This is a genomic window from Billgrantia pellis, from assembly GCF_008297955.1.
GTDB lineage: Bacteria > Pseudomonadota > Gammaproteobacteria > Pseudomonadales > Halomonadaceae > Halomonas > Halomonas pellis.
Genome location: NZ_VTPY01000006.1, coordinates 172,220 through 198,190, shown reverse-complemented (window position 1 = coordinate 198,190; position 25,971 = coordinate 172,220). Strand labels below are relative to the sequence as shown.

The following is a 25,971-nucleotide window of genomic DNA, read 5'->3' as shown; positions in this document are numbered from 1 at the left end:
GAAGGCTGACTACCCTTGAATGACGACGCGAGTGCCGATCCTCAACCAAGGGTCGAGGGCGCGGATCTGCTCGTTATCCACTGCCACGCAGCCTTCGGTCCAGTCGAAGCGCTGGTGAACATCGGGGTCGCCACGACCCAGACCGTGGATGCCGATCAGCCCCCCCAGGGCGGTATCGTGCGGCGCACGCCCATGGCGCGCCCGGTAGCGCTCGATGTAGCCGTACTCCTGCGGTGTGATCCTGCCCAACCGCAGCGCCTCCTCGGCTACCTGCGTCGTGGGATAGTCGAAGCCGAAGAAGAGCCCAAAGCGCGAGGCGCGGTTGATCCGGTCGACGCGAAACTCCCCCAGCGGCGTCATCGAGCTCCCCTTGGCGCGAAGCGGAGCCGCGCCGCCGGCCCCGTAGGCCAGATGTTCGATGCGCTTGATCACCGCCTCGCCGCGATAGAGCGTCACCTGGCGATGGCGAAGATCGATGCTCAACCAGACCTCGTCCCGGGTCACCCCCTCGGGCATGGCCACGCCGTCGAGGGACTGCCAGAGCATCGAAGAGAGGAAGGAAGGATCGCCCGCTTCGGGCGAGGTTGAGGGAAGGTTGGCCTGGGCCGTCGGCCCGAACGTGAGCAATGCCACCGTCAAGACGGCAGTCGAGAAGCGTCCCCTGTACATGTCACCCTGCCCTGCGCGTTGTTGCTTGTATCGGCTCGTTATGGTGTCGCTATGCCTTCCCAGGGGCCGATATCCTGGCCCGTGCCATGTGGCTCATGGCACGACTCCTTTCGTGTCGTCCTTCCGGCGCGGTCGCGGTCTGCAGGCGCCTCGGCCCCGGCGTGAGGCCGGTTGTCAGGCGGCAGCGGGTCCGGGCGTAACGGACAGTAACCTGACTGCCGGTGAACGAATATACCATGCGCCAAGCTGGGTAAAAGCTCGAACTACCGTCGATGCTGACCGATTCTCGCCAGGTATGCCGAGACGATGCGACATCCGAGGTCAGCGCCGGCCCGGCGTCCCCGCTTCCGGTTCCAGCCCCCAGCCAAGGTCCAGCGTCACGCCGATCGTGCTGCCCTCAGCGAGGCGGCGGGCCGAGTAAGCGAGCAGTGCCGAACCATCGGCCAGGCGCAGCCCGAGTTCATAGCGCTCACCGCGAAAGACCGCTCGCTCCACCCGCGCACGCAGGCCGCCACGCTCGCCAAGCCGGACGTGCTCCGGACGAACCAGCACGGGGCCCCGCCCCTGCACGCCCGCTTCCTCGGCGGCGGCCATCAGGGCATCGCCTTCCAGCCACCGGCCGGGCACCGCGCCTGGCAGCAACAGCACGCTGCCCTGGCCGATGAAACCCGCCAGCCACTCGCTGTGCGGTTGGCGATAGAGGGTTTCGGGAGTCGACCACTGCACCAATCGCCCCTCGCGCATCACGGCGATGCGATCGGCCAGCGCCATCGCCTCGCTCTGGTCGTGGGTCACATAGACGAGCGTGGCCCCGCTGCGCCGATGGAAGGCGCGGAAGCTCTCCTCCATGGCGGCGCGCAGGTGGCGATCGAGGTTCGCCAGCGGCTCGTCGAGCAGAACCACCGCGGGCGAGGCCACCAGGCAGCGGGCCAGCGCCACGCGCTGGCGCTGGCCCCCGCTGAGCTCCTGTGGGCGGCGCTCGGCCAGGGCCGCGAGCTCCACCATGGCGAGCGCCTCACCGACGCGACGGCGATAGTCGCTACCGCCGACGCCGCGCAGCTTGAGCGGGTAGCCGACATTATCGGCCACGCTCATGTGCGGCCACAACGCGTAGGACTGAAAGACCATGCCCATATTGCGTTCCTCGGGCGGCACATGGCGGCTCGCATCGGAAAGGGTCCGACCGCCGAGCCGGATATGCCCCTCGCTGGGTTGCTCGAAGCCCGCCAGCATGCGCAGCACGGTGGTCTTGCCACAGCCGCTCGGGCCGAGCAGGGCCACGAACTCCCCCGCGGCGACGTCCAGTGTCAACCCACTCACCGCCGCATGCTCGCCAAAGCGCTTGCCGACCCCGGCCAGGCTCAGTCCCGCCATGGGATCACCCCCCGGGGCAGGCGCGAAGCCATCATGTTGAGCGACAACATCAGCAGCGCCACCATAGCGACGACCAGCACCGCCACCGCCGAGGCCAGTACGCTGTCGCCGCCCTGATCGAGGGTGTAGATCAGCACGCCCAATGTCTCGTTGCCGGCGCTCCACAGCAGTGCCGAGACGGTGAGTTCGTTCACTGCGATCAGGAACACCAGCAGGCCGCCGGCGAACAGCGCCGGAGCCAGCAGCGGCAGCACAATGCCGGATAACCGTCGCCACAGGCCGGCACCGGCCAACTGGGCGGCCTCCTCGAGCGACGGGTCGAGCTGCGCCAGGCTTGCGGTCACGGGCTTCAAGCCGACCAACAGGAAACGTGCCAGATAGGCGATGAAGATCAGCCACAGGGTGCCGTAGAGAGACACTTCGACCAAGGGCAGTGGACGTACGAAGAGCAGGATGCAGGCTACCGCCAGCACCACCCCGGGCAGGGCGTAGGGCAGCTCGATGACACTGAGAACCAGCCCCTGCCAGCGCTGTGGAAGACGCTGCAGGCGATAGGCCAGCGGCAGGCACACGACCATCAGCGTGAGCGCAGCCCCACCGGCCAGCCATAGGCTGTTGCGCATGGCCCGGCGCGTCACGCCCTGGCGACCCAGCATCTCGCGGTAGGCTTCCAGGGTAGCACTCTCGACCGTCAAGGGAACTCCCATGGCCGGAACCAGCGAACCGACCACCAGCGCCAGCAGCGGCGCGAGGAGGACCGCCGCGAGCAGGATGGCAAGGCCCGCCTCGACACCGCCTCGCCAGCGACCCAGCGACAGGTCGTGGGCACGCCCGGCATGACCGATCAGGCCGAAGCGGCTGCGCTTCAGCAACCGCTGCTGCAGGGCGACCCCGGCCAGTGCCAGCCCGCCGATCAACATCGACAGGGCGGCCATCTCGGCCAGCACGCCGGTACCGAAGCCGGCCATGCGCTGGTAGATCAGGGTAGGCAGCACATAGTAGCCGGCGGGAATGCCGAGCATGGCGGGAATGCCGAAGTTACCGAGATTGGAGACGAAGGCCATGGCGCCACCGGCGACCAGCCCGCCACGTGTGAGCGGCAGCACCGTATGGCGCCACACCTGGAATGGCCGGGCGCCGCTGATACGCGCGGCTTCCATCAGCTCGCGCGGCAGCGCCACCAGACTGGTACGCAATGCCAAGAACACCAACGGCGCGCTCTGGATGCCCAGCAATAAAGCGATCCCCTCGCCCGAATGAAGCGGCTGAGGAGCGCCCAGTGCCGGCGCGATATTCAAACTGTTGAGCAAGGGGCTGGCCGGTCCGAACAGCTGCAGCCAGCTCAGCGCGGTGACCTGGGGCGGAATCATCATCGGTAACATGAAGCAGAACATCAGCACGCCCTTGCCGCGCACGTCGGTCAGCGTGATGGCGAAGGCGAACAGGCCACCCAACAGCAGCGCGATCAGCATGCCCAGGACGCCGGTATAAAGGCTGTGCCACAGCGCCAGCCAGGTACGGGGCGAGGCGAGAACGCGCCATAGCGGGGCCTCGCTGCCCAGGCCGAGACCGCTGAGGGCCTCCATCAGCAGCCGCAGGCTGGGCGCCAGGCAAAGCAACAGCATCGTTCCCATCAGCAGGGTGAGCAGCCAGCGTTGCTGGCTGCGCGGCGTTGCCGCAGACGACACGTCAGCCTCCGAACAGCTCGCTGAAACGCTGCTTGTGTGCCTCGGCCTGCTCCAGGGCACGCTCGGCGTCGAGCGGCATCACGCGGATCTCGTCCCTTGCGGGGAAACCGGGAGGCGGCTCGACGCTGTCGAGCGCCGGCAGGTAGCCTTGCTGGCTAACCAGCTGCTGGCCTTCTTCGGAGAGCAGAAAATCAACGAACCGCTGGGCGGCTTCAGTGTTGCGGGCCTCGGCCAAGATGCCCACCGGCTCGGTCACGGCGGAGACCCCCTCCTCGGGAAAGACGAAGGCCACCGGGGAACCCTTGGCCGCCTCGCGGATGGGCAGGAAATCCACTACCACGCCGTAGGGCTTGGTCCCCCCGGCCACATCGTTGAACACGCCGCCGTTGCCGCCCTGGGCCTCGGCCCGGTTGGCGGCCAGCGCCTCGTAATAGTCCCAGCCCAGCTCGGCATGCTGGGTCAGGGCGGCCAGGTGGATTAGGGCGGCCCCGGAGTAGAGCGGGCTGGGCATGGTCACTTGGCCGGCATAGCCATCGTCGGTCAGCGCCTGCCAGCTCTTCGGCGCCTGCTCGGCGCGGGTATTGTAGACGATGCCGGTGGTGATCAGCTTGGTGCCGTAATAGTAGCCGTCGGGGTCGTAGAGCGAGGCATCGTAACGATTGCGCGCCTCGCTCAGGTAGGGCTGCAACCTACCCTCCCGCTTGAGCGACTCCATGGTCACGCTATCGGCGATCAGCAGCACGTCGGGCTTGGTCACGCCCGCCTCGAGCTCCGAGCGCAGCCGGGTCATCAACTGCGTGGTGCCGTCGCGCACCCACTCCACCTCGATGTCGGGATGGGCGGCCTGGAAGGCGTCCACGGTCTGCTGGGCATCGCTGTTGGGCTGGCTGGTGTAGAGCACCAGGGTGTCGGCCTGGGCCAGGCATGGCAGACTGGCCAACAGGCCGGCCATAACGGTACGGGTGACGCATCGGGACATGGGACGAGCTCCTGTCGGATAAACAGTCCCACGTTAGTACCGCCGCCTTACAGCTTCGTGACGCCAGCACTCAGCATGGCCTCGAAAAAATGACCTCGATCAGCCAAACGGCATGTTCTTATAAAAAAACTTGCCTTCCCTTTGCCGGTGCGCTCTGCGAGACTCCTGCACTTCTTTTGTGCAGCCGTCAGCCATGAAGACCTATTTCGCCAAGATGCGCGCCGAACGGACCCAAACTCCCAGCCCGGATTGGCAGGATGCCCTGTGGTCCTGGTTCGGCGCGTTCAGCGGCATGGGGGCTATCTGTTGGCTCAGCGCGCACTGGCTATCCCACCATCTGCTGATCGTGGCCTCATTCGGCGCCACCTCGGTGCTGCTCTATGCCGCCCCGGAAAGTCCGTTCGCGCAGCCGCGCAACGTCCTGCTGGGGAGCATCCTTTCCGCTCTGGTGGGAGTAGGCTGCTTCCAACTGCTGGGCAGTACGGCGCTGGCCGTCACGCTGGCCGTGTCGCTCTCGGTGCTCGTCATGCAGCTCACGCATACCGTGCATCCGCCGGGAGCCGCCGCGGCCCTGGTCGCCGTGATCGGCGGTCCACCGATCACGTCACTGAACTGGTGGTACCCCGTGATGCCGATCGGCATCGGTTGCGGCGTCATGCTGTTGGTGGCGATCCTGGTCAACAATCTGGCCCGCCACCGACGTTATCCGCGCTTCTGGTAGCGTGCGGCCTCACCCCACACGAGCGACCTGCTCCCGCGCCAGCCGTTCGACGGCCTCTCTGGCCAGCGGCGAGAGCCGACTGCCGTCCTGCTGGAGATAGTCGACGATCTGACGCTTCATGCTGCGTGCCCAGAACTTCTTCAGGTGAGAATGCACGCGCTCGACCGTGGCATCGCCGTAGTGAGCGTTGTTGGCGGCGATCTGGTTCGCCATGTGGATCAGGGAGTCGAGCTGGCTGCGGCTCATGGCGATCAACCTCCGCTGGCTTGGATGGCCGACACGGCTTCGCTTGTCGGCTGATGATAGATGACATGGCGACCCGAGCGGGCAAAGCCGACCAGCTTCAGGCCCGCCTGGCGCGCCTGCTCGACGGCGAGCGAGGTAGGCGCCGATACCGCGACCAGACAGCCGATCCCGGCTGCGGCGCACTTCTGTACCATCTCGTAGCTGGCCCGGCTGGAGACCAGCACGAAGCCCCTCCGGGCATCGAAACCACGCGCCATCAACGCCCCGATCAGCTTGTCCAGGGCATTGTGGCGGCCGACATCCTCGCGGGCCAGCGCTACCTGCCCACCGAGGTCGCACCAGGCGGCGCCGTGGGTGGCCCCGGTCTCGCGCTGCAGCGGCTGGTGCCAGCGCAGCGCCTCCAGGGCGCGCTGGATGGCCCCGTCGGCAACGTCAGGGGCCGCAACCCGGCCAATCGGGCGAATCGCCTGTTCCAGCGACTCGGTGCCGCACAGGCCGCAGCCGGTACGTCCGGCCAGGCTGCGACGACGCTGCTTCAGTTCCATGAAGCGCTGGGTGGCGATCTCCAGCTGCACGGCGACGCCGGTGGCCTCCTCGCGCACCTCGACACCGTAGAGTTCATCCGGCGTCTGCAGGATGCCCTCGGTGAGGCTGAAGCCGAGGGCGAAGTCCTTGAGGTCGGCCGGTGTGGCCATCATCACGGCGTGGGAAATGCCGTTGTAGACCAGCGCCACCGGCGTTTCCACGGCGATGCTGTCCTCCCGCCGCTCGGCGCTGCCACCCCGGTGCACCTCCACCGGGGCCTGGCAGAAGCTGTCGTCGTCATTCATTCACGCGCTCCGCTGAGGGCCTGGCCCGCTTCGTCCTTCGCACTACCGCGCAGCAGCTCGAGCTGCAGCCGGTCGAAGGTCTGGAACTGGCGCTGCCAGGCGGACGGCTGGCTGACTTTCTCGACCTGCACGGCGGTTACCTTGTATTCCGGACAGTTGGTCGCCCAGTCGGAGCTGTCGGTGGTGATCACGTTGGCCCCGCTGCCCGGATGGTGGAAGGTAGTGTAGACCACCCCCGGCGGCATGCGGTCGCTGATCCGCGCGCGCAATACCGTCTGGCCGGCGCGGCTGGTGATGCCGACCCAATCACCGTCGCGCACGCCGCGCAGCTCGGCATCGGCCGGGTGCAGTTCAAGTACGTCCTCGTCGTGCCAGGCCTGGTTGTGGGTGCGTCGGGTCTGGGCGCCGACGTTGTACTGGGAGAGGATGCGCCCGGTGGTCAACAGCAGCGGGAAGCGGCGGTTGCTGAGCTCGTCGCTTTCCACGTAGTCGGTGATGGCGAACTGACCGAGCCCGATGGGGAAGTCCTCGATGTGCATGGTCGGGGTGCCCTTGGGGTGCACCTCGTTGCACGGCCACTGGATGCTGCCCAGCTCGTCGAGCCGCGCGTAGCTGACCCCGGCGAAGCTTGGCGTTAGGCCGGCGATCTCGTCCATGATCTGCGACGGATGGTCGTAGTGCATGGGATAGCCCAGCGCATTGGCCAGGTCCACGGTCACCTCCCAGTCCTGCTTGCCCGCCAGCGGCGGCATCACCTTGCGCACCCGGTTGATGCGCCGCTCGGCGTTGGTGAAGGTGCCGTCCTTCTCCAGGAAGGAGGAGCCCGGCAACAGCACGTGGGCGAATTTGGCCGTCTCGTTGAGGAAGATGTCCTGCACGATCAGGCACTCCAGCGAGCGCAGCGCCAGCTCGACGTGCTGGGTGTTGGGGTCGGACTGGGCGATGTCCTCGCCCTGCACGTAGAGCGCCTTGAAATCGCCGGCGACGGCAGCATCGAACATGTTGGGGATGCGCAGTCCCGGCTCGTCGTCGATGGCCACGCCCCAGGCCGCCTCGAAGCGCTCGCGCACGGCAGGGTCGCCGACGTGCTGGTAGCCCGGCAATTCGTGGGGGAAGGAGCCCATGTCGCAGGAGCCCTGGACGTTGTTCTGCCCGCGCAACGGGTTGACGCCCACCCCCTCGCGACCGATGTTGCCGGTGGCCAGCGCCAGGTTGGCGATGCCCATGACCATACTCGAGCCCTGGCTGTGCTCGGTGACGCCGAGGCCGTAGTAGATCGCGCCGTTGGGTGCGTTGGCGTAGGTACGCGCGGCGCGGCGCACCTGCTCGGCGGGCACGCCGGTAATCGCCTCGACGTTCTCCGGCGAGTGGCGCTCCTCGAGGATGAATTCGCGCCAGGCCTGGTAGCCCGACTCGTCGCAGCGCTTGGCGATGAACTCACGATCCTCCAGCCCCTCGCTGATCACCACGTGGGCCAGGGCGTTGACCATCGCCACGTTGGTGCCGGGGCGCAGGGCGAGGTGCTGAGCGTCGCGATGGTGCGGCGTCTTGAGCAGGTCGATGCGCCGCGGGTCGATCACGATCAGCTCGGCGCCCTGACGCAGGCGTTTGCGCATCTGCGAGGCGAACACCGGGTGGGCGTCGGTGGGATTGGCGCCGATGACCACGATCACGTCGGCTTTCATCACCGAGTCGAAGGTCTGGGTGCCGGCGGACTCGCCCAGCGTCGCCTTGAGGCCGAAGCCGGTGGGCGAATGGCACACCCGCGCGCAGGTATCGGTGTTGTTGTTGCGGAAGGCCGCGCGCACCAGCTTCTGAACCAGGTAGGTCTCCTCGTTGGTGCAGCGCGACGAGGTGATGCCGCCGATGCTCTCGCGGCCATACTTGGCCTGGATCGCCTTGAGCCGCTCGGCGGCGAAGGTGATCGCCTCTTCCCAGCCTACCTCGCGCCAGGGCTGGTCGATCGACTCGCGAATCATTGGCGTTTTCAGCCGATCCGGATGGGTGGCGTAGCCGAAGGCGAAGCGGCCCTTGACGCAGGAGTGCCCGTGGTTGGCGTCGCCGCCCTTGTACGGCACCATGCGCACCACCCGGTCGCCCTGCATCTCGGCCTTGAACGAGCAACCCACGCCGCAGTAGGCGCAGGTGGTGATCACGCTGTGCTCCGGCTGACCCTGCTCGATCACCGATTTCTCCATCAGCGTCGAGGTTGGGCAGGCCTGCACGCAGGCGCCGCAGGAGACGCACTCGGAGTCCATGAAGGCCTCGCTCTGCCCCGCGGCGACCTTGGAATCGAAGCCGCGCCCCTCGATGGTCAGGGCGAAGGTGCCCTGTACCTCATTGCAGGCACGCACGCAGCGCGAGCAGACGATGCACTTGCTCGGATCGAAGCTGAAGTAGGGATTGGAGTCGTCGGTCTCGGCCGCCAGGTGGTTGTCGCCGTCGAAGCCGTAGCGCACCTCGCGCAGGCCCACCGCGCCGGCCATGTCCTGCAGCTCGCAGTCGCCGTTGGCCGGGCAAGTCAGGCAGTCCAGCGGGTGGTCGGAGATGTAGAGCTCCATCACGTTGCGCCGCAGCTTGGCGAGCCGTGTGTTCTGCGTGGTGACCTTCATGCCGTTCTCGACCGGCGTGGTGCAGGAGGCCGGCAGGCCGCGCTTGCCCTCGATCTGTACCGCGCAAAGGCGACAGGAGCCGAACGCCTCGAGGTTGTCCGACGCGCACAGCTTGGGAATGTTGATGTCGGCCAGGGCCGCGGCACGCAACACCGAGGTGCCCTCGGGCACGCTGATCTCGGTGCCGTCGATCTCGAGGCTGACGAGCGTCCCGGAAAGCCGCGCCGGGGTGCCGTAGTCGCGCTCCGGGGAGACGTGCTTGGGGTCGAAGTATTGCAACATGTCGTACCTCCTCCCGCTCAACGCGGCGGCGCGTTGCGCTGCAGGTCGTCGGGAAAGTGTTTCATCACGCTCTGCACGGGAAAGGGCGTCATGCCCCCCATGGCGCAGAGAGAACCGTCCACCATGGTTTCGCACAGGTCACCCAGCAACGCGAGGTTGGCCTCGCGGCGGTCGCCCGCGCGGATGCGGTCGATCACCTCGACGCCGCGCACCGCGCCGATGCGGCAGGGAGTGCACTTGCCGCACGATTCCACCGTGCAGAACTCCATGGCGAAGCGCGCCTGCTCGGCCATGTCCACCGTGTCGTCGAACATCACCACACCGCCGTGGCCGAGCACCGCGCCAACCTCGGCGAAGGCCTCGTAGTCAAGCGGCAGGTCCCACTGGCTTTCCGGCAGGTAGGCACCCAGCGGGCCACCCACCTGCACCGCGCGCAGCGGGCGTTCGCTTGCGGTACCGCCGCCGTACGCTTCCATCAGGCGGCGCAGGGTGGTGCCGAAGGCGAGTTCCACCAACCCACCGCGCTTGACGTTGCCGGCCAACTGCAGCGCCAGGGTGCCTCGCGAGCGGCCCATGCCGTAGTCGGCGTAGGCCTGCCCGCCGCGGCCGAGGATGAAGGGTACCGCCGCCAGCGACAGCACGTTATTGACCACGGTGGGCTGGCCGAACAGGCCCTCGAGCGCGGGCAGCGGCGGCTTGAAGCGCACCATGCCGCGCTTGCCCTCGAGGCTTTCGAGCAGTGAGGTCTCCTCGCCGCAGATGTAGGCACCGGCACCGAGGCGCACCTCGAGATCGAAGCGCCGACCGCTGCCGAGGATGTCGGCGCCGAGATAGCCGGCCGCCTCGGCGCGGGCGATGGCGTCATTGAAAATCTCATGGGCCAAGGGATATTCCGAACGCAGGTAGACATAGCCCTGGGTGGCCCCCACGGCGAGACCGGCGATGGCCATGCCTTCGATCAACAGGTAGGGGTCGCACTCCATCACCAGGCGATCGGCGAAGGTGCCGGAATCGCCCTCGTCGGCATTGCACACGATGTACTTCTGTTCCGCCGGTGCATCGAGCACGGTCTGCCACTTGATGCCGGTGGGAAACGCTGCCCCGCCGCGGCCACGCAGGCCGGAAACCTTGACCTCGTCGACGATGGCCTGGGACGTGAGCGTGAGCGCCTGCTCCAGGCCGCGGAAACCGTCGTGGGCGCGGTAGTCGTCGATGGAGAGCGGGTCGGTGACGCCAATGCGTGAGAAGGTCAGGCGCTGCTGGGCCTGCAAGTAGGGAATCGACTCGGTCGGCCCTTGGCAGAGAGGAGACGAGTCGCCACCCTCCAACAGTCCGGCATCGAACAAGCCGGCCACGTCGCCGGGCTCGACCGGTCCGTAGGCGATGCGGCCGGCGGCGGTCTCGACCTCGACCAGCGGCTCCAGCCAGAACAGCCCTCGGGAACCGTTGCGCACCAGCTCGATCTCGGCACCGCGGGCAGCCGCTTCCGCCTCGACGCGGACGGCGACCTCATCGGCCCCCAGGGAGAGCGCCGTGGTCTCCCGGGGTACATAGATCTTCACCTTCATCAGCCCACCTCCAGCACTTGCACGGACAGCTCGTCGATCAGGCGATCGAAACGCTCGGGCGTCACCCGCCCCAGGATGCGATCATCCACGCGCAGCGACGGACCGCAGGCGCAGTTGCCCAGGCAATAGACCGGCTCCAGGGTGATCTCGCGGTCGGCGGTGGTCTGGTGGTAATCGATGCCGAGCGCTTCCCGCGCGTGGTTTTCCAGCGCACGGGAACCCCGCGCCTGGCACGCCTCGGCGCGACAAATATGCACCACATGACGCCCCGGCGGGCTGGTGCGGAAGTGGTGATAGAAGCTGATGACGCCGTGCACCTCGGCACGGGTGAGCTGCAGCGACTCGGCAATGAGCGGCACCGCCTCGCGCGGTACGAATCCGCAACGAGCCTGTATCGCGTGCAGTATGGGGAGCAGAGCCCCGGGCTTGTGCTTCAGGGCGTCGATTTCGTCCCGAACCAGTTGGGGGGTCCAAGGAAGGAAAGTGCGGTTGTGCATGGCCTGGCCTCGAAACGAACGTAGGGCGCAACATTGCGTCGGTACGTTCGAAGCTGCTAGTTATGGTCTGATTATGTACTACAGTGCATATATGGAATAAGGTTCTGTAGTCTCGCGTACTGGTGCGCTACTTGTGAAAGTAGCAGCACTGCCTTCGTTTCGAAATATGAAAAATACAGCATATGAAACGCATTCGAATCGAGCCGGCCTGGTCCTTCACCGACGAGGCGGGTAACCGCCTGGACCCCCAGCTGTTCGGGCTGCTGCAGGGCATCCATCGCAGCGGCAAGCTGACCGAGGCCGCCGCCGAGGCTGGCATCTCCTATCGCCACGCCTGGAACTTGCTCAACAAGTGGGCGGACTTCTTCGGCGTCGCCCTGGTGGAGTTGCAGAAGGGCCGTGGCGCTCGGCTCACGCCGCTGGGCGACAAACTGCTGTGGGCCCGTCAGCGTGTGGCGGCCCGACTCGGCCCGCAGCTAGAGAGCCTGGGCTCGGAGCTCAATCTCGAGCTGCAGCAGCTATACGAGGGCGTCGAGCCGGTGCTGCGCATGCACGCCAGCCACGGCTACGCGGTGGCGCTGCTGCCCCGCTTCGCCCACGACTTCCAGCTCGACCTGCAATATTGCAGCCCCGCGGAAGCCTTGGCCGCGCTCAACCGAGGCGTCTGCGACGTGGCCGGCTACCACATGCCGACCACGGCGACCCAGGGCCCTCTGATGCAGAGCTATCGCCGCCAGCTTCGGCCACGCAGTCACTGCATCATTCGTTTTATCACCCGCTGTCAGGGGCTCATGCTCGCGCCGGGTAACCCCAGGGACGTGGCCGGTCTGGCAGATCTCGAGCGCGGTGACGTGCGCTTCATCAACCGCCAGCAGGCCTCGGGCACCCGGGCATTGCTCGATATCCTGCTGCGCGATGCCGGGCTTTCGTCCCAGCGCATTCCGGGTTTCGAGCTCGAGGAATACACCCACTCCGCGGTGGCCGCCTACATCGCCGCCGGCATGGCCGACGTCGGCTTCGGCGTCGAAGCCGCCGCCCGCCAGTTCGGCCTGGATTTCCTGCCGCTGGCCAGCGAGCATTACCTGCTGCTGTGTCAACGCAGGAGCCTGGCCGAGCCCAGCGTCGGGCGCCTGCTCGAGATGATCCGCAGCGAACCGTTCCAGGCAGCCGTGCGCGAACTGCCCGGCTATTTGCTGGATCGCTGCGGCGAGGTGTGCGGCGTCGACGAGCTGTTCGGCGAGGCACGGCACGACTGAACTCGCCGGGGCAGGCGTCAGTAGTCGACCACCACGTTGCCCAGCGGCTTGCTGCAGCAGGAGAGGATATAGCCCTCTTCGATGTCTTCCTCGGTGATGCCGCCGTTGTGCTCCATGTCCACTTCGCCGGACTTGAGCCCCACCCGGCACGTGCCGCAGATGCCCATGCCGCAGGCCTTGGGAATATGCAGACCGAGCTTGGCGGCGGCGGCGTGCACCGTCTCGCCCGGCTGAATGCGCACGCTCTTGCCCGAGCTGATGAACTCGACGCTGAGCATATCGGCGACATCGATCTCCTCGGCTTCTGCCTCGGCTTGCTCGGCCAGCTCCAGCACGTCCTCGCGCACGTCAAGCGGCGTGGCGCCGAAGGACTCCTCATGATAGTGGCTCATGTCGAAGCCGTTATCGCGCAGGATGCGCTTGATCGCGTTCATGTACGGCGTGGGGCCGCAGCAGAAAATCTCGCGCTCGAGATAATCGGGTGCCATCAGCTCAAGCATCGGCTGGGTCAAATACCCTCGATAGCCGGCCCAGGCCTCGCCGATGTCGTCCTTTTTCTCGCAGACGATATGCAGCTTGAATTCGGGAATCCGCGAGAACATGTGCACCAGCTCGCGATGGTAGATGACATCGCGCGGGGCACGGGCACTGTGGATGAACTCGACGTCGACATTGGCATTCGTATCGAAGAACCAGCGTGTCATCGACATCAGCGGCGTGATGCCCACGCCGCCGGAGAGGAACAGCACTTTGTCGGCAGGAAAGTCGATCGAGTTGAAGTTGCCCACCGGGCCATGCACCGCCAGATCGTCGCCGACCTTCATGTTGTCGTGCAGCCAGTTCGACACCCGACCGCCCGGCACCCGCTTGACGGTGATGGAGAAGCTGTAGGGAATCGACGGCGAGCTGGAGATGGTGTAGGAGCGCATGATCGGCTCGCCGTCGATCTCCAGTTCCAGGGTCACGAACTGCCCCGGCTTGAAGAAGAACAACACCGGCTGCTCGGCCATGAAGCAGAAGGTGCGAACGTCCCAAGTCTCCTGGATCACCTTGACGCAGCGCACCAGATGGCGGCCATTGGTCCAGGTCTGGGTCGTGACGGGGTTAAGAAAGTTCATGGTCATGTCGTGTCGCCTGGCATTGATCAGCGTGGAAGGCTCCGACTGCGGAACACCGCCTGCCGTTGAACGAATTCTGCGCCAGGCGGCAAGGCCGCGACTTGCCTGACTGCGACACGGGCATGCCCATGACTCCCACCGGACATTTATTTTCTCCTTCCGCACGTCGCGCCTGGATTCATGCTTGTCGCCGGCAGACAACTGGGCGTCCTGCGGCTGATCCACACTCGCCCTACTCATATCCGGCATCTGCACAATCACAACGCCGAACCACTGACGACACCCAACAATTCGACCGATGCCGCAGCCGCGGCCAGCTATGAGGATGTATTCCCATGGACCCGATCTCACCCACTCCCCTGGATGACCCCTTGGACCCGGCGCGGCAGGCCGTCTCCGCGATGCTCGCCGAACGTGCGCGCAACTTTTCGCTGCCCCAGCCCTTCTATAACGATGCCCGGCTGTTCGCCCTGGACATGCAGGAGATCTTCGGCAAGGAGTGGCTGTTCGCCGGCATGAGCTGCGAGATACCCGCCAAGGGCAACTACATGACCCTTCAGGTCGGCGACAATCCGGTGATTCTGGTACGCGGCGAAGGCGGCGCGATCCATGCCTTCCATAACGTCTGTCGTCACCGCGGCTCGCGGCTCTGCGTCAGCGACAAGGGCAAGGTGGCCAAGCTGGTCTGTCCCTATCACCAGTGGACCTACGAACTCGACGGCCGCCTGCTGTTCGCCGGCAGCGACATGGGTGAGAACTTCGACCACTCCGCCTATGGCCTGAAGCCGGTCCACGTCAAGACCGGCGGCGGCTTCATTTTCATCAGCCTGGCCGAGCAGCCACCCGCCATCGACGACTTTCTGGTCACCCTGGAGCACTATCTCGAGCCCTACGAGATGGCCAACCTCAAGGTCGCCGTGGAGTCGAATATCATCGAGCAAGCCAACTGGAAGCTGGTGATCGAGAATAACCGCGAATGCTATCACTGCAACGGCGCCCATCCGGAGCTGCTCAACTCGCTGCAGGAGTTCGACGACACCGACGATCCCCGCGCCACGCCGGCCTACAAGGCGCTGGTGGCGAAAAAGCAGTCCGACTGGGACGAGCAGCAAATTCCCTGGCAGCTCAAACGCTTCGGCAAGCGCAACCGGCTGACCCGCACACCGCTGCTGGACGGCGTGGTTTCCATGACCATGGATGGCAAGCCGGCCTGCCGCAAGCTGATGGGCCGCCTGACCAGCCCCGACATGGGCTCGCTGCGCATCCTGCACCTGCCCAACTCCTGGAACCACTTCATGGGCGACCATGCCCTCGTGTTCCGTGTACTGCCGCTAGGCCCGCAGGAGACCCTGGTGACCACCAAGTGGCTGGTGCACAAGGATGCGGTGGAAGGCGTCGACTACCAGCCCGAGGAGATGCGCCGGGTGTGGGACGCCACCAACGCCCAGGACAAGCGCCTGGCCGAGGAAAACCAGCGCGGCATCAACTCCCAGGCCTACCAGCCCGGTCCCTATTCCGAAACCTACGAGTTCGGCGTGATCGACTTCATCGACTGGTACAGCGAGCGGATGCAGGAGAATCTGGGCCACAGCGCCCCCCACCTGCAGCTGGTGCGCGGCTAGATGCCGCGACTTGCCCTTCTGGCATCATGAAATCGCCCCCGGCCTAGGCCGGGGGCGATTCGTTCATGCTCACTTTCGGAGTAGGGCATTAGAGCTTCGAGTCTCGCCGAGGGCAGCCCGCAAGCGGCGCTCCAGCGCCTCGCGTACTTCCGGCTGCATGACGCCGAGCTGGGTTCCCAACTCGGCGACCAGTGTCGACAGTCCGGGGACCGCACTGCGTGCGTGCTGCTGCGCGGCCAGCCGGGCGCTTTCGTCGGGATCGGCATCGGCAGGCAGATCGATGCCCAGCGCCACCAGGCGCTCGCGGAAATCCTCCGCATCGATCAGATCGGCATACATCATGTCCCGCACCTCCCGCTAACGTTGGCTGCCGTTTTCTCGACTATCTTACCCGGCCAGATCTAGCCCAGCCAGCGCTCAGGCGGCCACGCTGCCGTGGGGGTCGATATCCCGAAATGGCTCGCCGCGCCGCCTTCAGCGAACCGTCGGCGAGCTCGGGTTCTCCCTTATGCGGCCACGCTGCCGTGGGGGTCGATGACGAATTTCTTCGCCGCGCCACCGTCGAAGTCGGCGTAGCCCTGCGGCGCCTGATCAAGAGAAATCATCTGCACGTTGACCGCATCGGCGATCCTGATCTTGTCGAACAGGATTGCCTGCATCAGGGGTCGGTGGTACTTCATCACCGGGCACTGACCGGTATGGAAGGAATGGGACTTGGCCCAGCCCAGGCCGAAGCGCATGCTCAGGCTCCCCTGCTTGGCGGCATCGTCGGCGGCACCCGGGTCCTCGGTCACGTAAAGGCCCGGGATACCGATCTGGCCGCCGGCGCGGGTCATCTGCATCGCCGAGTTGAGCACGGTGGCCGGCGCCTCTTGACCGTGGTTGCAGCCGCAGGCATGGGCCTCGAAGCCAACGCAGTCGACGAAGCAGTCGACCTCGCGCTCACCGAGAATCGCCTCGAGCCGGTCGGCCATGTCGCCTTCCTGGGTCAGATCGAGAGTTTCGCAGCCGAAGCTGCGCGCCTGGGCCAGACGCTCCTCGATCATGTCGCCGACGATCACGCAGGCCGCCCCCAGCAGCTGGGCCGAAGCCGCCGCCGCCAGTCCCACCGGGCCGGCCCCTGCGATGTAGACGGTGCTGCCCGGCCCGACGCCCGCCGTCACGCAGCCATGAAAGCCGGTGGGGAAGATGTCGGAGAGCAGGGTCAGGTCGCGGATTTTCTCCATGGCTTGGTCGGTGTCGGGGAACTTCAGCAGGTTGAAGTCGGCATAGGGCACCATGACGTATTCCGTCTGCCCCCCGACCCAGCCGCCCATGTCGACGTAGCCGTAGGCCGCGCCTGGACGCGCCGGGTTGACGTTGAGGCAGATCCCCGTGCGGCCTTCCTTGCAGTTGCGGCAGCGTCCGCAGGCGATGTTGAACGGGACCGAGACCAGATCGCCAGGCTTGATGAACTCAACGTCACGTCCGCATTCGATCACCAGCCCCGTGATCTCGTGGCCCAGCACCAGACCGGCGGGCGCGGTAGTGCGGCCGCGTACCATGTGCTGGTCGCTACCGCAAATGTTGGTGGTGACGACCTTGAGGATCACGCCGTGGTCACATTTGCGATTGCCGAGGGCGAGTTCCGGATAGGGAATGGCTTCGATGTCGACCTTGCCGGGGCCCTTGTAGACGACTCCGCGGTTGGCTTGGCTCATGGCTGGCTCCTTACGTTGTTATGCGGCTGACCGGACCTGAGCCCGGCACCGAGGGATGGCGAAACGCCACCGAGCCAGCCTACGCCACACCTCGAAGGCCACGTATTCGCACAGGCGACGCCGCCATACGTGATATCGCCATGCCAGGGGCCGCACAAGATAACCGCAGGTCGCTTTCACGACACTGCCCTCCTTCCATGCGCCCAACAATGACGAGTCGGGTGCGTCATCGGACCCGGCCCAAGCGCAACACCAACAACAATCATCGAGGAATCCCCATGAAGCATGACGATGCACCGATCCTCTCGCCCGGGCAGGACAACGCCCAGGTGCTGGGGATGGATTTCCATCATCCCGTCTTTCCTCTCTCGGCCCTGGCCATTCTGGCCTTCATTCTCTACGCACTGATCTATCCCGACGCCGCCAATAGCCATCTCACCGCGGCTCGCGGCTGGTCGATCGAGTACTTCGACTGGCTGTTCATGATCGCCGGCAACCTGTTCGTGCTGCTGTGCCTGGCGCTGATCGCCATGCCGGTGGGGCGCATTCGCCTAGGCGGCAGCCAGGCCCGGCCGGAATATTCGACCACCTCCTGGTTCGCCATGCTGTTCGCCGCGGGCATGGGTATCGGCCTGATGTTCTGGAGCGTGGCCGAACCGGTGGCCTATTACACCGACTGGTACGGCACCCCGCTCAATGCCGAAGCGCGCACCCCGGCCGGGGCCAGCGCGGCCATCGGCGCCACCATGTTCCACTGGGGTCTGCATCCCTGGGCGATCTACGGCGTGGTGGGGCTGTCCCTGGCCTTCTTCGCCTACAACCGCGGCCTGCCGCTGACCCTGCGTTCGGCCTTCACACCGATCCTCGGTGAACGGGTGCGTGGCTGGTTCGGTCACGTCATCGACATCGTCGCGGTGCTGGCGACGATCTTTGGCTTGGCCACCTCCCTGGGCTTCGGCGCCTCACAAGCGGCGGGCGGCCTCAACTATCTGTTCGGCGTACCCAATACCATCGGCACCCAACTGGCCATCATCGTGGTGGTTACCGCCGTGGCGCTGTTCTCGGTATGGCGCGGCATCGACGGCGGCGTGAAGCTGTTCTCCAATATCAACATGGTGATCGCCCTGGGGCTGCTCACCTTCGTGCTGGTGACCGGCGGCGTGCTGCTGTTCGTCAATAACCTATGGAGCACCGCCCTGGCCTATGCCAGCCATATCGTGCCGCTCTCCAACTGGTTCGGTCGCGACGACACCACCTGGTATCACGGCTGGACGGTGTTCTACTGGGCCTGGTGGATCTCCTGGTCGCCCTTCGTCGGCATGTTCATCGCGCGGGTTTCCCGAGGCCGCACAGTGCGCGAGTTCCTGATTGCCGTGCTGGTGGTACCGACCTTGGTCACACTGGTGTGGATGAGTGTCTTCGGCGGCACCGCCCTGGACCAGTCGGCCGCCGGGGTCGGTGCCCTGGCCGACGGCATCAGCGACGTCTCTCTGGCGATGTTCCAGATGCTCGAGCACTTGCCGCTGACCACCCTGACCTCCAGCCTGGCGATCCTGCTGGTGCTGATCTTCTTCATTACCTCATCGGATTCCGGCTCGCTGGTAATCGACAACATCACGGCCGGCGGCAAGACCGACGCGCCCCGCGGCCAGCGTGTGTTCTGGGCGGTACTGGAAGGTGTCATCGCGGGTATTCTGCTCTACGGTGGGGGCAGCACGGCGCTGGGTGCGCTGCAGGCCGGCGCCGTGGCTACCGGGCTGCCCTTCACCCTGGTGCTGCTGGGCATGGCCTTCTGTCTGGTCAAGGGGTTGAGGGAAGAGCAGCGCGGGCTGGCAGCAGCCAAGCTGGCCTGATCACAAGCGCCCCAACACATGCACGAATGCAAAGACCCCGGCTTGGGCCGGGGTCTTCTTTTGGGATCGTGCTTCGGGATGGCCTAACGCAGTACGCCCTCATCCTTCAACAGCTTGAAGATCGCCTCGGCCCCCTGCTCCGGCGTCACGTCGGTCAGCACCTGGCCACTGCCGCCTTCGGCCTTGGCCGCAGCGGCCTTGAAGCGATCCCGGGCCGATGCCGCCTTGACGATCTTGAGCCGCTTGGGGCGCTTCCGGGCCGGTGCCACACTCCATTCCGGCTGGGCCTCGTCCCACGTTACCGCGGCCGGCTCGGCCTCGATCTCGCCTCGCCGAGACGGGCCGAAGGCGCTCTGGCGCGCTGACGAGGCGGCAGCGTCGACGGTGATGATAGCCGGTAGCCGTACCTGAAGCCGGCGACGCTGGCCACGCGGCAGGGCCTGGAGCAGTGTCGCCACACCATTCTCGATCTTCTCCACGTCAGCCAGACCGCTGACCAGCGGCCAGCCCAGGCGTTCGGCAAGCAGGTAGGGCAACAAACCGGACCCCTCACCCTGCTCGGCTCGCTCACCGGCGATCACCAGCTGCGGTCTCGCATCATTCAGCCTATCCGCCAGGGCGGGGATCACGTCGGCGCCATGCGGCTGCTCGACCAGGGTCAGGGCGGGAAAGCCCATGCCCAGATAGCCGCGCATGGCGTTCTCGCTCTCCTCGTCGAGCGCACCGGCGTGCAGCAGCGAGATGCGCGCCTTGTCGAGCGTCAGGGCAAGCTCCACACCGCGGGCATCGTGGTCGGCACGCCGTGCGCGACCGGTCAGGGGATGCCGGCCGACGGAGACCAGCACCGTCACCTCGAGTGCCGCTTCTTCCTGGGCTCCAGGTTGTTGCGCTTCAAGCCGCATCGCGTTTCTCCTCTCGTTGCCGCTCCACCAGATCGACCAGTGCCGCGAGTAGGCTCGTCGAGTCGCCGATCACCGCCAAGTCGGCGCGCTTGATCATGTCGCATCCCGGATCGAGATTGATGGCCACCACCTTGTCGCAGCTCTGGATGCCCTGAAGGTGCTGGATGGCACCGCTGATGCCCACCGCCATATAGACCCGCGCGGTGACCCAGGTCCCGGTGGCACCCACCTGGCGGTGGCGCGGCATGAAGCCATCGTCCACCGCCACCCGCGAGGCGCCCTCGGTCGCGCCCAGCACCTTGGCGGCTTGATGAAACCCCTCCCAATCCTTGACACCATTGCCGGCGGAGAGGATGAACTCGGCTTCGGCCAAGGCCACGCCGGCCGGATCGACGGCCACTTGACCCAGATCCTCGATGCGACCCAGCAGGGGAGGCAGCGGCTGCGACAAGGGAAGCGGCTGCGCCGCATGGCAGGTCTCGGAAACGGGCTCGGCGCATTCGGCCAGCGCCAGCACGACACGTGGCAGGGCGCGGCTGATATCGATAGTCCCGGCGGCCCCCCTCCCGGTACAACGCCAACCCAGCGCGCAAGCCTCGTCCTTCTCGAGCTGCCAGACGCCGACGGCGGGACGCTCCCCAAGACGTGCCGCCAAGCGCCGCCCCAGGTCGGCGCCGCCCAGCTTGGAGTCGGGCAACAGCCAATGGCGCGGGGCGAGCTCGTCTTCGACGGCAGTGAGCGCCGCCAGACGTGCCTCCGGCGCGTAGCCATCGAACCGTGCGTCGTCGAAATGCAGCAGGCGGTCGATACCGGCCTCGCCGAGCGACTCCTCCTTGTGGCCGCCAAGGACCACCGCCATTACCGCACCTGGCCGATCGCCATCGCCATCGGCCAGTTGCCGAGCCAGGCCCAGCAGGTCACGGTCGTGGCTGGAGAGGCGCCCACCGGGCATGTCCGGTATCACCGCGACCAGGAAGGCGGGAGCCTCGATCGTGACACGCCGGCGATCGTCAGCGGCCGGCTTGTGACCGGCGCCGCGCCCCGTCGCGGCCGCTTGCTGGACACCGCTGCGGTCGATGCGCTTGATCCCATTGGGGCCGATGAAGCCCACCGCATGGGGATTCCTGCGGATCGCACCGTTGGGACCCATCCACTCCGTCGCCATGGCCATGCCCTGGCCAAGTTCCGCCAGCATCCGTTCGTGCTCGGGATGCAGGCGATTGCGGGCGATCCACTCGCGGCGTGGATCGCGACGAATGATATCGCTCATGGTGTCACCTCCTCGGCGGCTGGCTGCTGAACCCGGACGCTCCCCGAGGCAGCGGGACGCTCCGCCAGCGCCTCAGCCACCAGTTCGGCGATGTCGCGCACTTCGGCGGTGGCGTCGACCACCCCCTCGAGCATGGCGGTGCACTGCGGACAGCCCACCGCCACCAGCTCGGCGCCGGTCTCCTCGACGTCATTCATGCGCATGTCGGGAATTCGCTGCTTGCCGGGAATATCGGTGATCGGCGCACCGCCGCCGCCGCCGCAGCAGCGCGAACGATAGCCTGAGCGTGCCATTTCCTTCACTTCGATGCCCAGCGCCCTGAGCACGTTGCGCGGTGCCTCGTACTCGCCGTTGTAGCGACCGAGATAGCAGGGGTCGTGATAGGTGACCGTGCCCCCTTTCCAAGGTGCGAAGTGCAGCCGCCCCGCCTCATACAGCTCGGCGATATAGGTGCTGTGATGGGATACCTGATAGTGGCCGTCGAGCTCGCCATATTCGTTTTTCAATACGTGGAAGCTGTGCGGATCGCAGGTGACGATGCGCTGGAAGCGATACTGTGACAAGGTGGCGATATTGCGCTTGGCGAGCGACTGGAAGGTCGCCTCGTCGCCCAGCCGCCTCGCCACGTCGCCGCTGTCGCGCTCCTCGTTGCCGAGCACGGCGAAATCGACGCCGGCGCCGCGCAATACCTTAACCAACGCTCTGAGCGTCCTCTGGTTGCGCATGTCGAAGACACCGTCGCCCAGCCACAGCAACACCTCGGCTTCTCCCACGTCACGCATCAGGGGCAGATTGAGGTCTGCGGCCCAGTGCATGCGCGAGCCGGGATCGAAGCCACCCGGATTGTCGGTGGCGATCAGGTTGTCGATCACTTCGGCGCCCTTGCCCGGGGTATCGCCGCGCTCCAGGGTCAGGAAGCGGCGCATGTCGACGATGGCATCGACGTGCTCGATCATCATCGGGCACTCCTCGACGCAGGCGCGGCAGGTGGTGCACGACCACAGTGTCTCGGCATCGACCAGGGCGGTGCCCTCGCGAGCCACGATGGGCCCATGCGGGTGGCCGCGGTGTTCGCCGATGGGCTTGTCCGGGTAGGGGCTACCGGCATAGCTGGCATCGCTGCCGCCGGCCATGCCGACGACCATGTCCTGGATCAGCTTCTTGGGGTTGAGCGGCTGGCCGGCGGCGAAAGCCGGGCACATGGCTTCACAACGCCCGCACTGCACGCAGGCGTCGAAGCCGAGCAGCTGGTTCCAGGTGAAATCGCTGGGTGTCTCGACCCCCAGGGGGGCCTTGGGATCGTCCAGGCTCAGCGCCTTGAGACCGGTGGAGCGGTTGCCTTCACCGAAGCGCTCGGGGCGGCGATGAAAGGCCAAGTGCAGGGCACCGGCGAAGGCGTGCTTCATTGGCCCGCCCCAGGTCATGCCGAAGAACATTTCCCCCAGGCCCCAAACCAGCACCGCGGCCAGCGCCAGGGCCAGCAGCCAGTGGCCGAAGCCGGTAGGCAGAATGCCTACCGTCGGCAGGGTGATCAGAAACACGCTCAGCGAGAACGCCATCAGGCTCTTCGGCAGGCGCATCCAGGGTCCCTTGGAGAGCCGCGCCGGTGGCTTGCGCCGCCTTCTGGCAACGAACAGGCTACCGACGAACATGGCGGCGCTGGCCGCCAGCAGGGCCCAGCCGAGCACGCCCTGCGCCAGCCCCAGGCCATGCACCAGAATCATCAGTACGGCCGCCGCGACGAAGCCGCCGGCGGTGGCCACATGGGTGTTGGACATTACCTTGTCGCGCGCCACCACGTGGTGCAGGTCCACCAGGTAGCGCCGCGGCATGGCGGCGAGCCCGCGCAGCAGATCGACCCGAGCGGGCCGCCCCTGGCGCCACAGGCGTATGCGCCGCACGGCGCCGATCACGGCCAGCGCCAGGGCGGAGAAGATCAGTATCGGCAGGAGGGTGTCGAGCATGGTGCTCACCTCGTCTCATAAGCCGTTGGCTTTGGCATTAGCATTGGCGACGGGCTTTACCGGCGGCAGGCCTATGCGAGGGCGCTGTGAACCCTTCCCTGGGCGCTACATTTGCCATCCATGGCAAATGACCCTCGCGACGGCCTGCCCCCGGCGCCCCTCACCGTTGGTGGCTTTCGCCAACTCAGAGGTCTTTGCACAACCGCAGGGCGTCATAGATGGCCGCATGCGTATTGCGCGGCGCGGTGCAGTCACCCAGACGGAACAGCAGGTAGCCATCGCCCTGCTCACTCAAACAGGGCTGCGCCTTGGCGGCGTAGAGCGCCTCGAGATTTACCTGGCCACGGTTGCGAGAACGTTCCTTCAGCGCGTAGTAGAGCGCCTCGTCCGGGCGTACACCGTTCTCCACCACCACCTGATCGACCACCCGTTCCTCCAGGGCACCGGTGTACTCGTTCTCGAGCACCGCCACCAGGGCGTCGCCCTCGCGGTAGACCTTGTGCAGCATCAGGTCGGAGGTCATGATCACCTCCTTCTCGTAGAGGCTGCGGTAGTAGGTCGGGAAGGTGGTGCCGCCCACCGCCGCTCCCGGCTTGATGTCGTCGGTGACGATCTCGACCTTGGCGCCCTTGTCGGCCAGGTAGTCCGCTGCCGAGACACCGGTGAATTCGCAGATGGTGTCGTAGATCAGCACATTCTTGCCCGGCGCCACCGCACCGCTGAGAATGTCCCAGGCACTCACCACCAAGCTCTCCTCGGGGTTCTCCGAGTAGCCCCACTCCGGATACTGGCTGAGGAAGGGCTGGCCGCCGGTGGCGAGCACCACGACGTCCGGACGCAGGTCTTCGATGGTGGCCTCGTCGGCACGGGTGCCCAGGCGCAGGTCGACGTTCAGGCGCGCCAGCTCCAGTTGGTACCAGCGGGTGATACCGGCGATCTGGTCGCGCTGCGGCGCTTGGGCGGCGATGGTGATCTGCCCGCCGAGCTGCTCTTCAGCCTCGAACAGGGTAACGTCATGCCCGCGCTCGGCGGCAACGCGGGCCGCCTCCATGCCGCCAGGGCCCCCACCCACTACCACCACCTTGCGCTTGGGGCCTTCGCTCTTCTCGATGATGTGGGGCAAGCCCATGTATTCCCGCGATGTCGCGGCGTTCTGGATGCACAGCACGTCGAGCCCCTGATACTGGCGATCGATGCAGTAGTTGGCTCCCACGCACTGCTTGATCTGGTCGATCTGGCCCATCTTGATCTTGGCGATCAGGTGCGGGTCGGCGATATGCGCCCGTGTCATGCCCACCAGATCGACGTAGCCCCCTTCGAGGATGCGCTGGGCCTGGTTGGGATCCTTGATGTTCTGGGCGTGGATCACCGGCACGTTGACCACTTCCTTGATGCCCGCCGCCAGATGCAGGAAGGGCTCCGGCGGGAAGGACATGTTGGGAATCACGTTGGCCAGGGTATTGTGGGTGTCGCAGCCGGAGCCGATCACACCGAAGAAGTCCACCTGGCCGGTGGCGTCGTAATAGGCGGCAATCTGCTTCATGTCCTCGTGGGTCAGACCGTCGGGATGGAACTCGTCGCCGCAGATGCGCATGCCGACGGCGAAGTCGTCGCCCACCTCGGCGCGCACCGCCTTGAGCACCTCCATGCCGAAGCGCATGCGGTTCTCGAAGCTGCCGCCCCACTGGTCGGTGCGCTTGTTGACCCGCGGGCTCCAGAACTGGTCAATCAGGTGCTGGTGCACGGCGGAGAGCTCAACGCCATCCAGGCCGCCCTCCTTGGCCCGCCGCGCGGCCTGGGCGTAGTCGCCGACGATGCGCCAGATCTCCTCCTCCTCGATGGTCTTGCACGTGGAGCGGTGCACCGGTTCGCGAATGCCCGAGGGCGACACCAGGGTCGGCCAGTCGAAGCCGTCCCAGCGCGAGCGCCGCCCCATGTGGGTGATCTGGATCATGATCTTGCCGCCGTGCTTGTGCACGGCATCGGCGAGATTCTGAAAGTGCGGAATGATGCGGTCGGTGGAGAGGTTCACCGAGCTCCACCAGGCCTGGGGGCTGTCGATGGAAACCACCGAGGAGCCGCCGCAGATGCACAATCCGCAGCCGCCCTTGGCCTTCTCTTCGTAATATTTGACGTAACGCTCGGTAGTCATACCGCCGTCGGTGGCATGAACCTCGGCATGGGCGGTGCTGACCACACGGTTGCGGATAGTCAGCTTGCCGATCTGTATCGGCTCGAAGATCGCGTCGAATGCCATGGAAACCTCCTCAACCCCGGGCGTCGGGCAACGGCTTGACGGTGAAGATACCCACGTCGCAGCCGGGCTCGGCGGCGCTCTGGACCTGCTCGGCGGCGGTGCGCAGCCGGCTTCCGCGGGCGGCAAGGATCTGGTCCATGGCGCCGGCGAACCAGCCGGTGAACATGTACTCCTCTTTATGCCCCGTCTTGCCGAGCTGATAGACGAAAGCACTGTGTTCCAGGCGCACCCGGGCGGTGCCGGCAGCGAGGTCGATGTCTTCGGTCACGAACTTGCCCCAACCGCGCTGGGAAAGCCGCCGCATGTAGTGCTCGAACACCTCGACGCCTTCCAGGCCGTGCAGATCGGCCTCCTTCTCGCACCAATGCCAGGCACTCTTGTATCCGGCGCGGTAGAGTATCTCGGCATACTTATCCACACCCAGCGCTTCGGCGACGGCCGTGTGGTTGTTGATAAAGAAGTGCCGAGGCACGTAGAGCATCGGCAGGGCGTCGGTGGTCCACACGCCGGTTTCGCTATCCACCTCGATGGGAAGCTCAGGGGCCATCTTGGTCACGGTCTGG

At 66.1% G+C, this 25,971-nt stretch carries 21 protein-coding genes; 4 read left to right on the top strand and 17 right to left on the bottom strand.

The genetic code is table 11. The features are described from left to right. Nucleotides 1-9: 9 nt before the first annotated feature. From F0A17_RS16410 to F0A17_RS16395, 4 genes are all read right to left on the bottom strand, one after another. Nucleotides 10-669: a L,D-transpeptidase gene (locus tag F0A17_RS16410; protein WP_149329433.1), complete on the bottom strand. Its 660-nt coding sequence runs from the start codon at nucleotides 667-669 to the stop codon at nucleotides 10-12. 321 nt (nucleotides 670-990) lie between these two features. Continuing rightward, on the bottom strand, nucleotides 991-2,043 hold the full coding sequence (locus F0A17_RS16405; protein WP_149329432.1) for an ABC transporter ATP-binding protein: 1,053 nt from the start codon (nucleotides 2,041-2,043) through the stop codon (nucleotides 991-993). Further along, complete coding sequence (locus F0A17_RS16400) at nucleotides 2,031-3,677, bottom strand: ABC transporter permease (RefSeq protein ID WP_149329564.1); 1,647 nt, start codon at nucleotides 3,675-3,677, stop codon at nucleotides 2,031-2,033. The genes F0A17_RS16405 and F0A17_RS16400 overlap by 13 nt, the downstream gene beginning before the upstream one ends. 55 nt (nucleotides 3,678-3,732) lie before the next feature. Further along, a complete protein-coding gene (locus F0A17_RS16395; RefSeq protein ID WP_228716946.1) occupies nucleotides 3,733-4,683 on the bottom strand; it encodes an ABC transporter substrate-binding protein in 951 nt (316 codons plus the stop codon). 220 nt (nucleotides 4,684-4,903) lie between these two features. Between F0A17_RS16395 and F0A17_RS16390 the strand changes: the two genes are divergently transcribed. Next, nucleotides 4,904-5,431, top strand: a complete 528-nt coding sequence (locus F0A17_RS16390; protein WP_149329430.1) for an HPP family protein — start codon at nucleotides 4,904-4,906, stop codon at nucleotides 5,429-5,431. Nucleotides 5,432-5,440: 9 nt separating this feature from the next. Here the strand turns inward: F0A17_RS16390 and F0A17_RS16385 are convergent, their stop codons facing one another. From F0A17_RS16385 to F0A17_RS16365, 5 genes are read right to left on the bottom strand one after another with little or no spacing between them, the layout of a single operon-like run. After that, nucleotides 5,441-5,677, bottom strand: coding sequence for a formate dehydrogenase subunit delta (locus tag F0A17_RS16385; protein WP_149329429.1), 237 nt, complete (start codon nucleotides 5,675-5,677; stop codon nucleotides 5,441-5,443). A gap of 5 nt (nucleotides 5,678-5,682) precedes the next feature. Next, nucleotides 5,683-6,507, bottom strand: a complete 825-nt coding sequence (gene fdhD, locus F0A17_RS16380; protein WP_149329428.1) for a formate dehydrogenase accessory sulfurtransferase FdhD — start codon at nucleotides 6,505-6,507, stop codon at nucleotides 5,683-5,685. Then, nucleotides 6,504-9,401 carry a formate dehydrogenase subunit alpha gene (gene fdhF, locus F0A17_RS16375; RefSeq protein WP_149329427.1) on the bottom strand — a complete coding sequence of 966 codons (2,898 nt, stop codon included), beginning with the start codon at nucleotides 9,399-9,401 and terminating at the stop codon, nucleotides 6,504-6,506. Before fdhF ends, fdhD begins: the two co-directional genes overlap by 4 nt. A gap of 17 nt (nucleotides 9,402-9,418) precedes the next feature. Beyond that, nucleotides 9,419-10,969, bottom strand: coding sequence for a formate dehydrogenase beta subunit (locus F0A17_RS16370; RefSeq protein ID WP_149329426.1), 1,551 nt, complete (start codon nucleotides 10,967-10,969; stop codon nucleotides 9,419-9,421). Next, nucleotides 10,969-11,466 (bottom strand): formate dehydrogenase subunit gamma, encoded by a 498-nt coding sequence (locus F0A17_RS16365; protein WP_149329425.1) that lies wholly within the window; start codon nucleotides 11,464-11,466, stop codon nucleotides 10,969-10,971. Before F0A17_RS16365 ends, F0A17_RS16370 begins: the two co-directional genes overlap by 1 nt. A gap of 182 nt (nucleotides 11,467-11,648) precedes the next feature. On the opposite strand from F0A17_RS16365, the gene F0A17_RS16360 reads away from it, so the two are divergent. Beyond that, on the top strand, nucleotides 11,649-12,722 hold the full coding sequence (locus tag F0A17_RS16360) for a substrate-binding domain-containing protein (protein WP_149329424.1): 1,074 nt from the start codon (nucleotides 11,649-11,651) through the stop codon (nucleotides 12,720-12,722). A gap of 17 nt (nucleotides 12,723-12,739) precedes the next feature. Here F0A17_RS16360 and F0A17_RS16355 read toward each other — a convergent pair whose 3' ends face one another. Further along, the gene (locus F0A17_RS16355) at nucleotides 12,740-13,846 is read right to left on the bottom strand and encodes an FAD-binding oxidoreductase (protein WP_149329423.1); all 1,107 of its coding nucleotides are present in this window, start codon (nucleotides 13,844-13,846) and stop codon (nucleotides 12,740-12,742) included. A 329-nt stretch (nucleotides 13,847-14,175) separates the two neighbouring features. Between F0A17_RS16355 and F0A17_RS16350 the strand changes: the two genes are divergently transcribed. Continuing rightward, nucleotides 14,176-15,462 (top strand): aromatic ring-hydroxylating oxygenase subunit alpha, encoded by a 1,287-nt coding sequence (locus tag F0A17_RS16350; protein ID WP_149329422.1) that lies wholly within the window; start codon nucleotides 14,176-14,178, stop codon nucleotides 15,460-15,462. Between the two features lie 69 nt (nucleotides 15,463-15,531). Here F0A17_RS16350 and F0A17_RS16345 read toward each other — a convergent pair whose 3' ends face one another. Together F0A17_RS16345 and fdhA are read right to left on the bottom strand one after the other, a co-directional pair. Beyond that, a complete protein-coding gene (locus F0A17_RS16345) occupies nucleotides 15,532-15,804 on the bottom strand; it encodes a hypothetical protein (RefSeq protein WP_149329421.1) in 273 nt (90 codons plus the stop codon). Nucleotides 15,805-15,968: 164 nt separating this feature from the next. Next, a complete protein-coding gene (gene fdhA, locus F0A17_RS16340; RefSeq protein ID WP_149329420.1) occupies nucleotides 15,969-17,162 on the bottom strand; it encodes a formaldehyde dehydrogenase, glutathione-independent in 1,194 nt (397 codons plus the stop codon). 278 nt (nucleotides 17,163-17,440) lie between these two features. Between fdhA and F0A17_RS16335 the strand changes: the two genes are divergently transcribed. Next, nucleotides 17,441-19,015: a BCCT family transporter gene (locus F0A17_RS16335; RefSeq protein WP_149329419.1), complete on the top strand. Its 1,575-nt coding sequence runs from the start codon at nucleotides 17,441-17,443 to the stop codon at nucleotides 19,013-19,015. An 83-nt stretch (nucleotides 19,016-19,098) separates the two neighbouring features. Here the strand turns inward: F0A17_RS16335 and etfB are convergent, their stop codons facing one another. From etfB to F0A17_RS16310, 5 genes are all read right to left on the bottom strand, one after another. Beyond that, nucleotides 19,099-19,917: an electron transfer flavoprotein subunit beta gene (etfB, locus tag F0A17_RS16330; RefSeq protein WP_149329418.1), complete on the bottom strand. Its 819-nt coding sequence runs from the start codon at nucleotides 19,915-19,917 to the stop codon at nucleotides 19,099-19,101. Then, the gene (etfA, locus tag F0A17_RS16325; protein WP_149329417.1) at nucleotides 19,907-21,187 is read right to left on the bottom strand and encodes an electron transfer flavoprotein subunit alpha; all 1,281 of its coding nucleotides are present in this window, start codon (nucleotides 21,185-21,187) and stop codon (nucleotides 19,907-19,909) included. The genes etfB and etfA overlap by 11 nt, the downstream gene beginning before the upstream one ends. Then, nucleotides 21,184-23,151: a (Fe-S)-binding protein gene (locus F0A17_RS16320; protein WP_149329416.1), complete on the bottom strand. Its 1,968-nt coding sequence runs from the start codon at nucleotides 23,149-23,151 to the stop codon at nucleotides 21,184-21,186. The genes etfA and F0A17_RS16320 overlap by 4 nt, the downstream gene beginning before the upstream one ends. A gap of 184 nt (nucleotides 23,152-23,335) precedes the next feature. After that, nucleotides 23,336-25,408, bottom strand: a complete 2,073-nt coding sequence (gene dgcA / locus F0A17_RS16315) for a dimethylglycine demethylation protein DgcA (RefSeq protein WP_149329415.1) — start codon at nucleotides 25,406-25,408, stop codon at nucleotides 23,336-23,338. Nucleotides 25,409-25,418: 10 nt separating this feature from the next. Beyond that, a complete protein-coding gene (locus F0A17_RS16310) occupies nucleotides 25,419-25,964 on the bottom strand; it encodes a DUF5943 domain-containing protein (protein WP_149329414.1) in 546 nt (181 codons plus the stop codon). Between the last annotated feature and the right edge of the window lie 7 nt (nucleotides 25,965-25,971).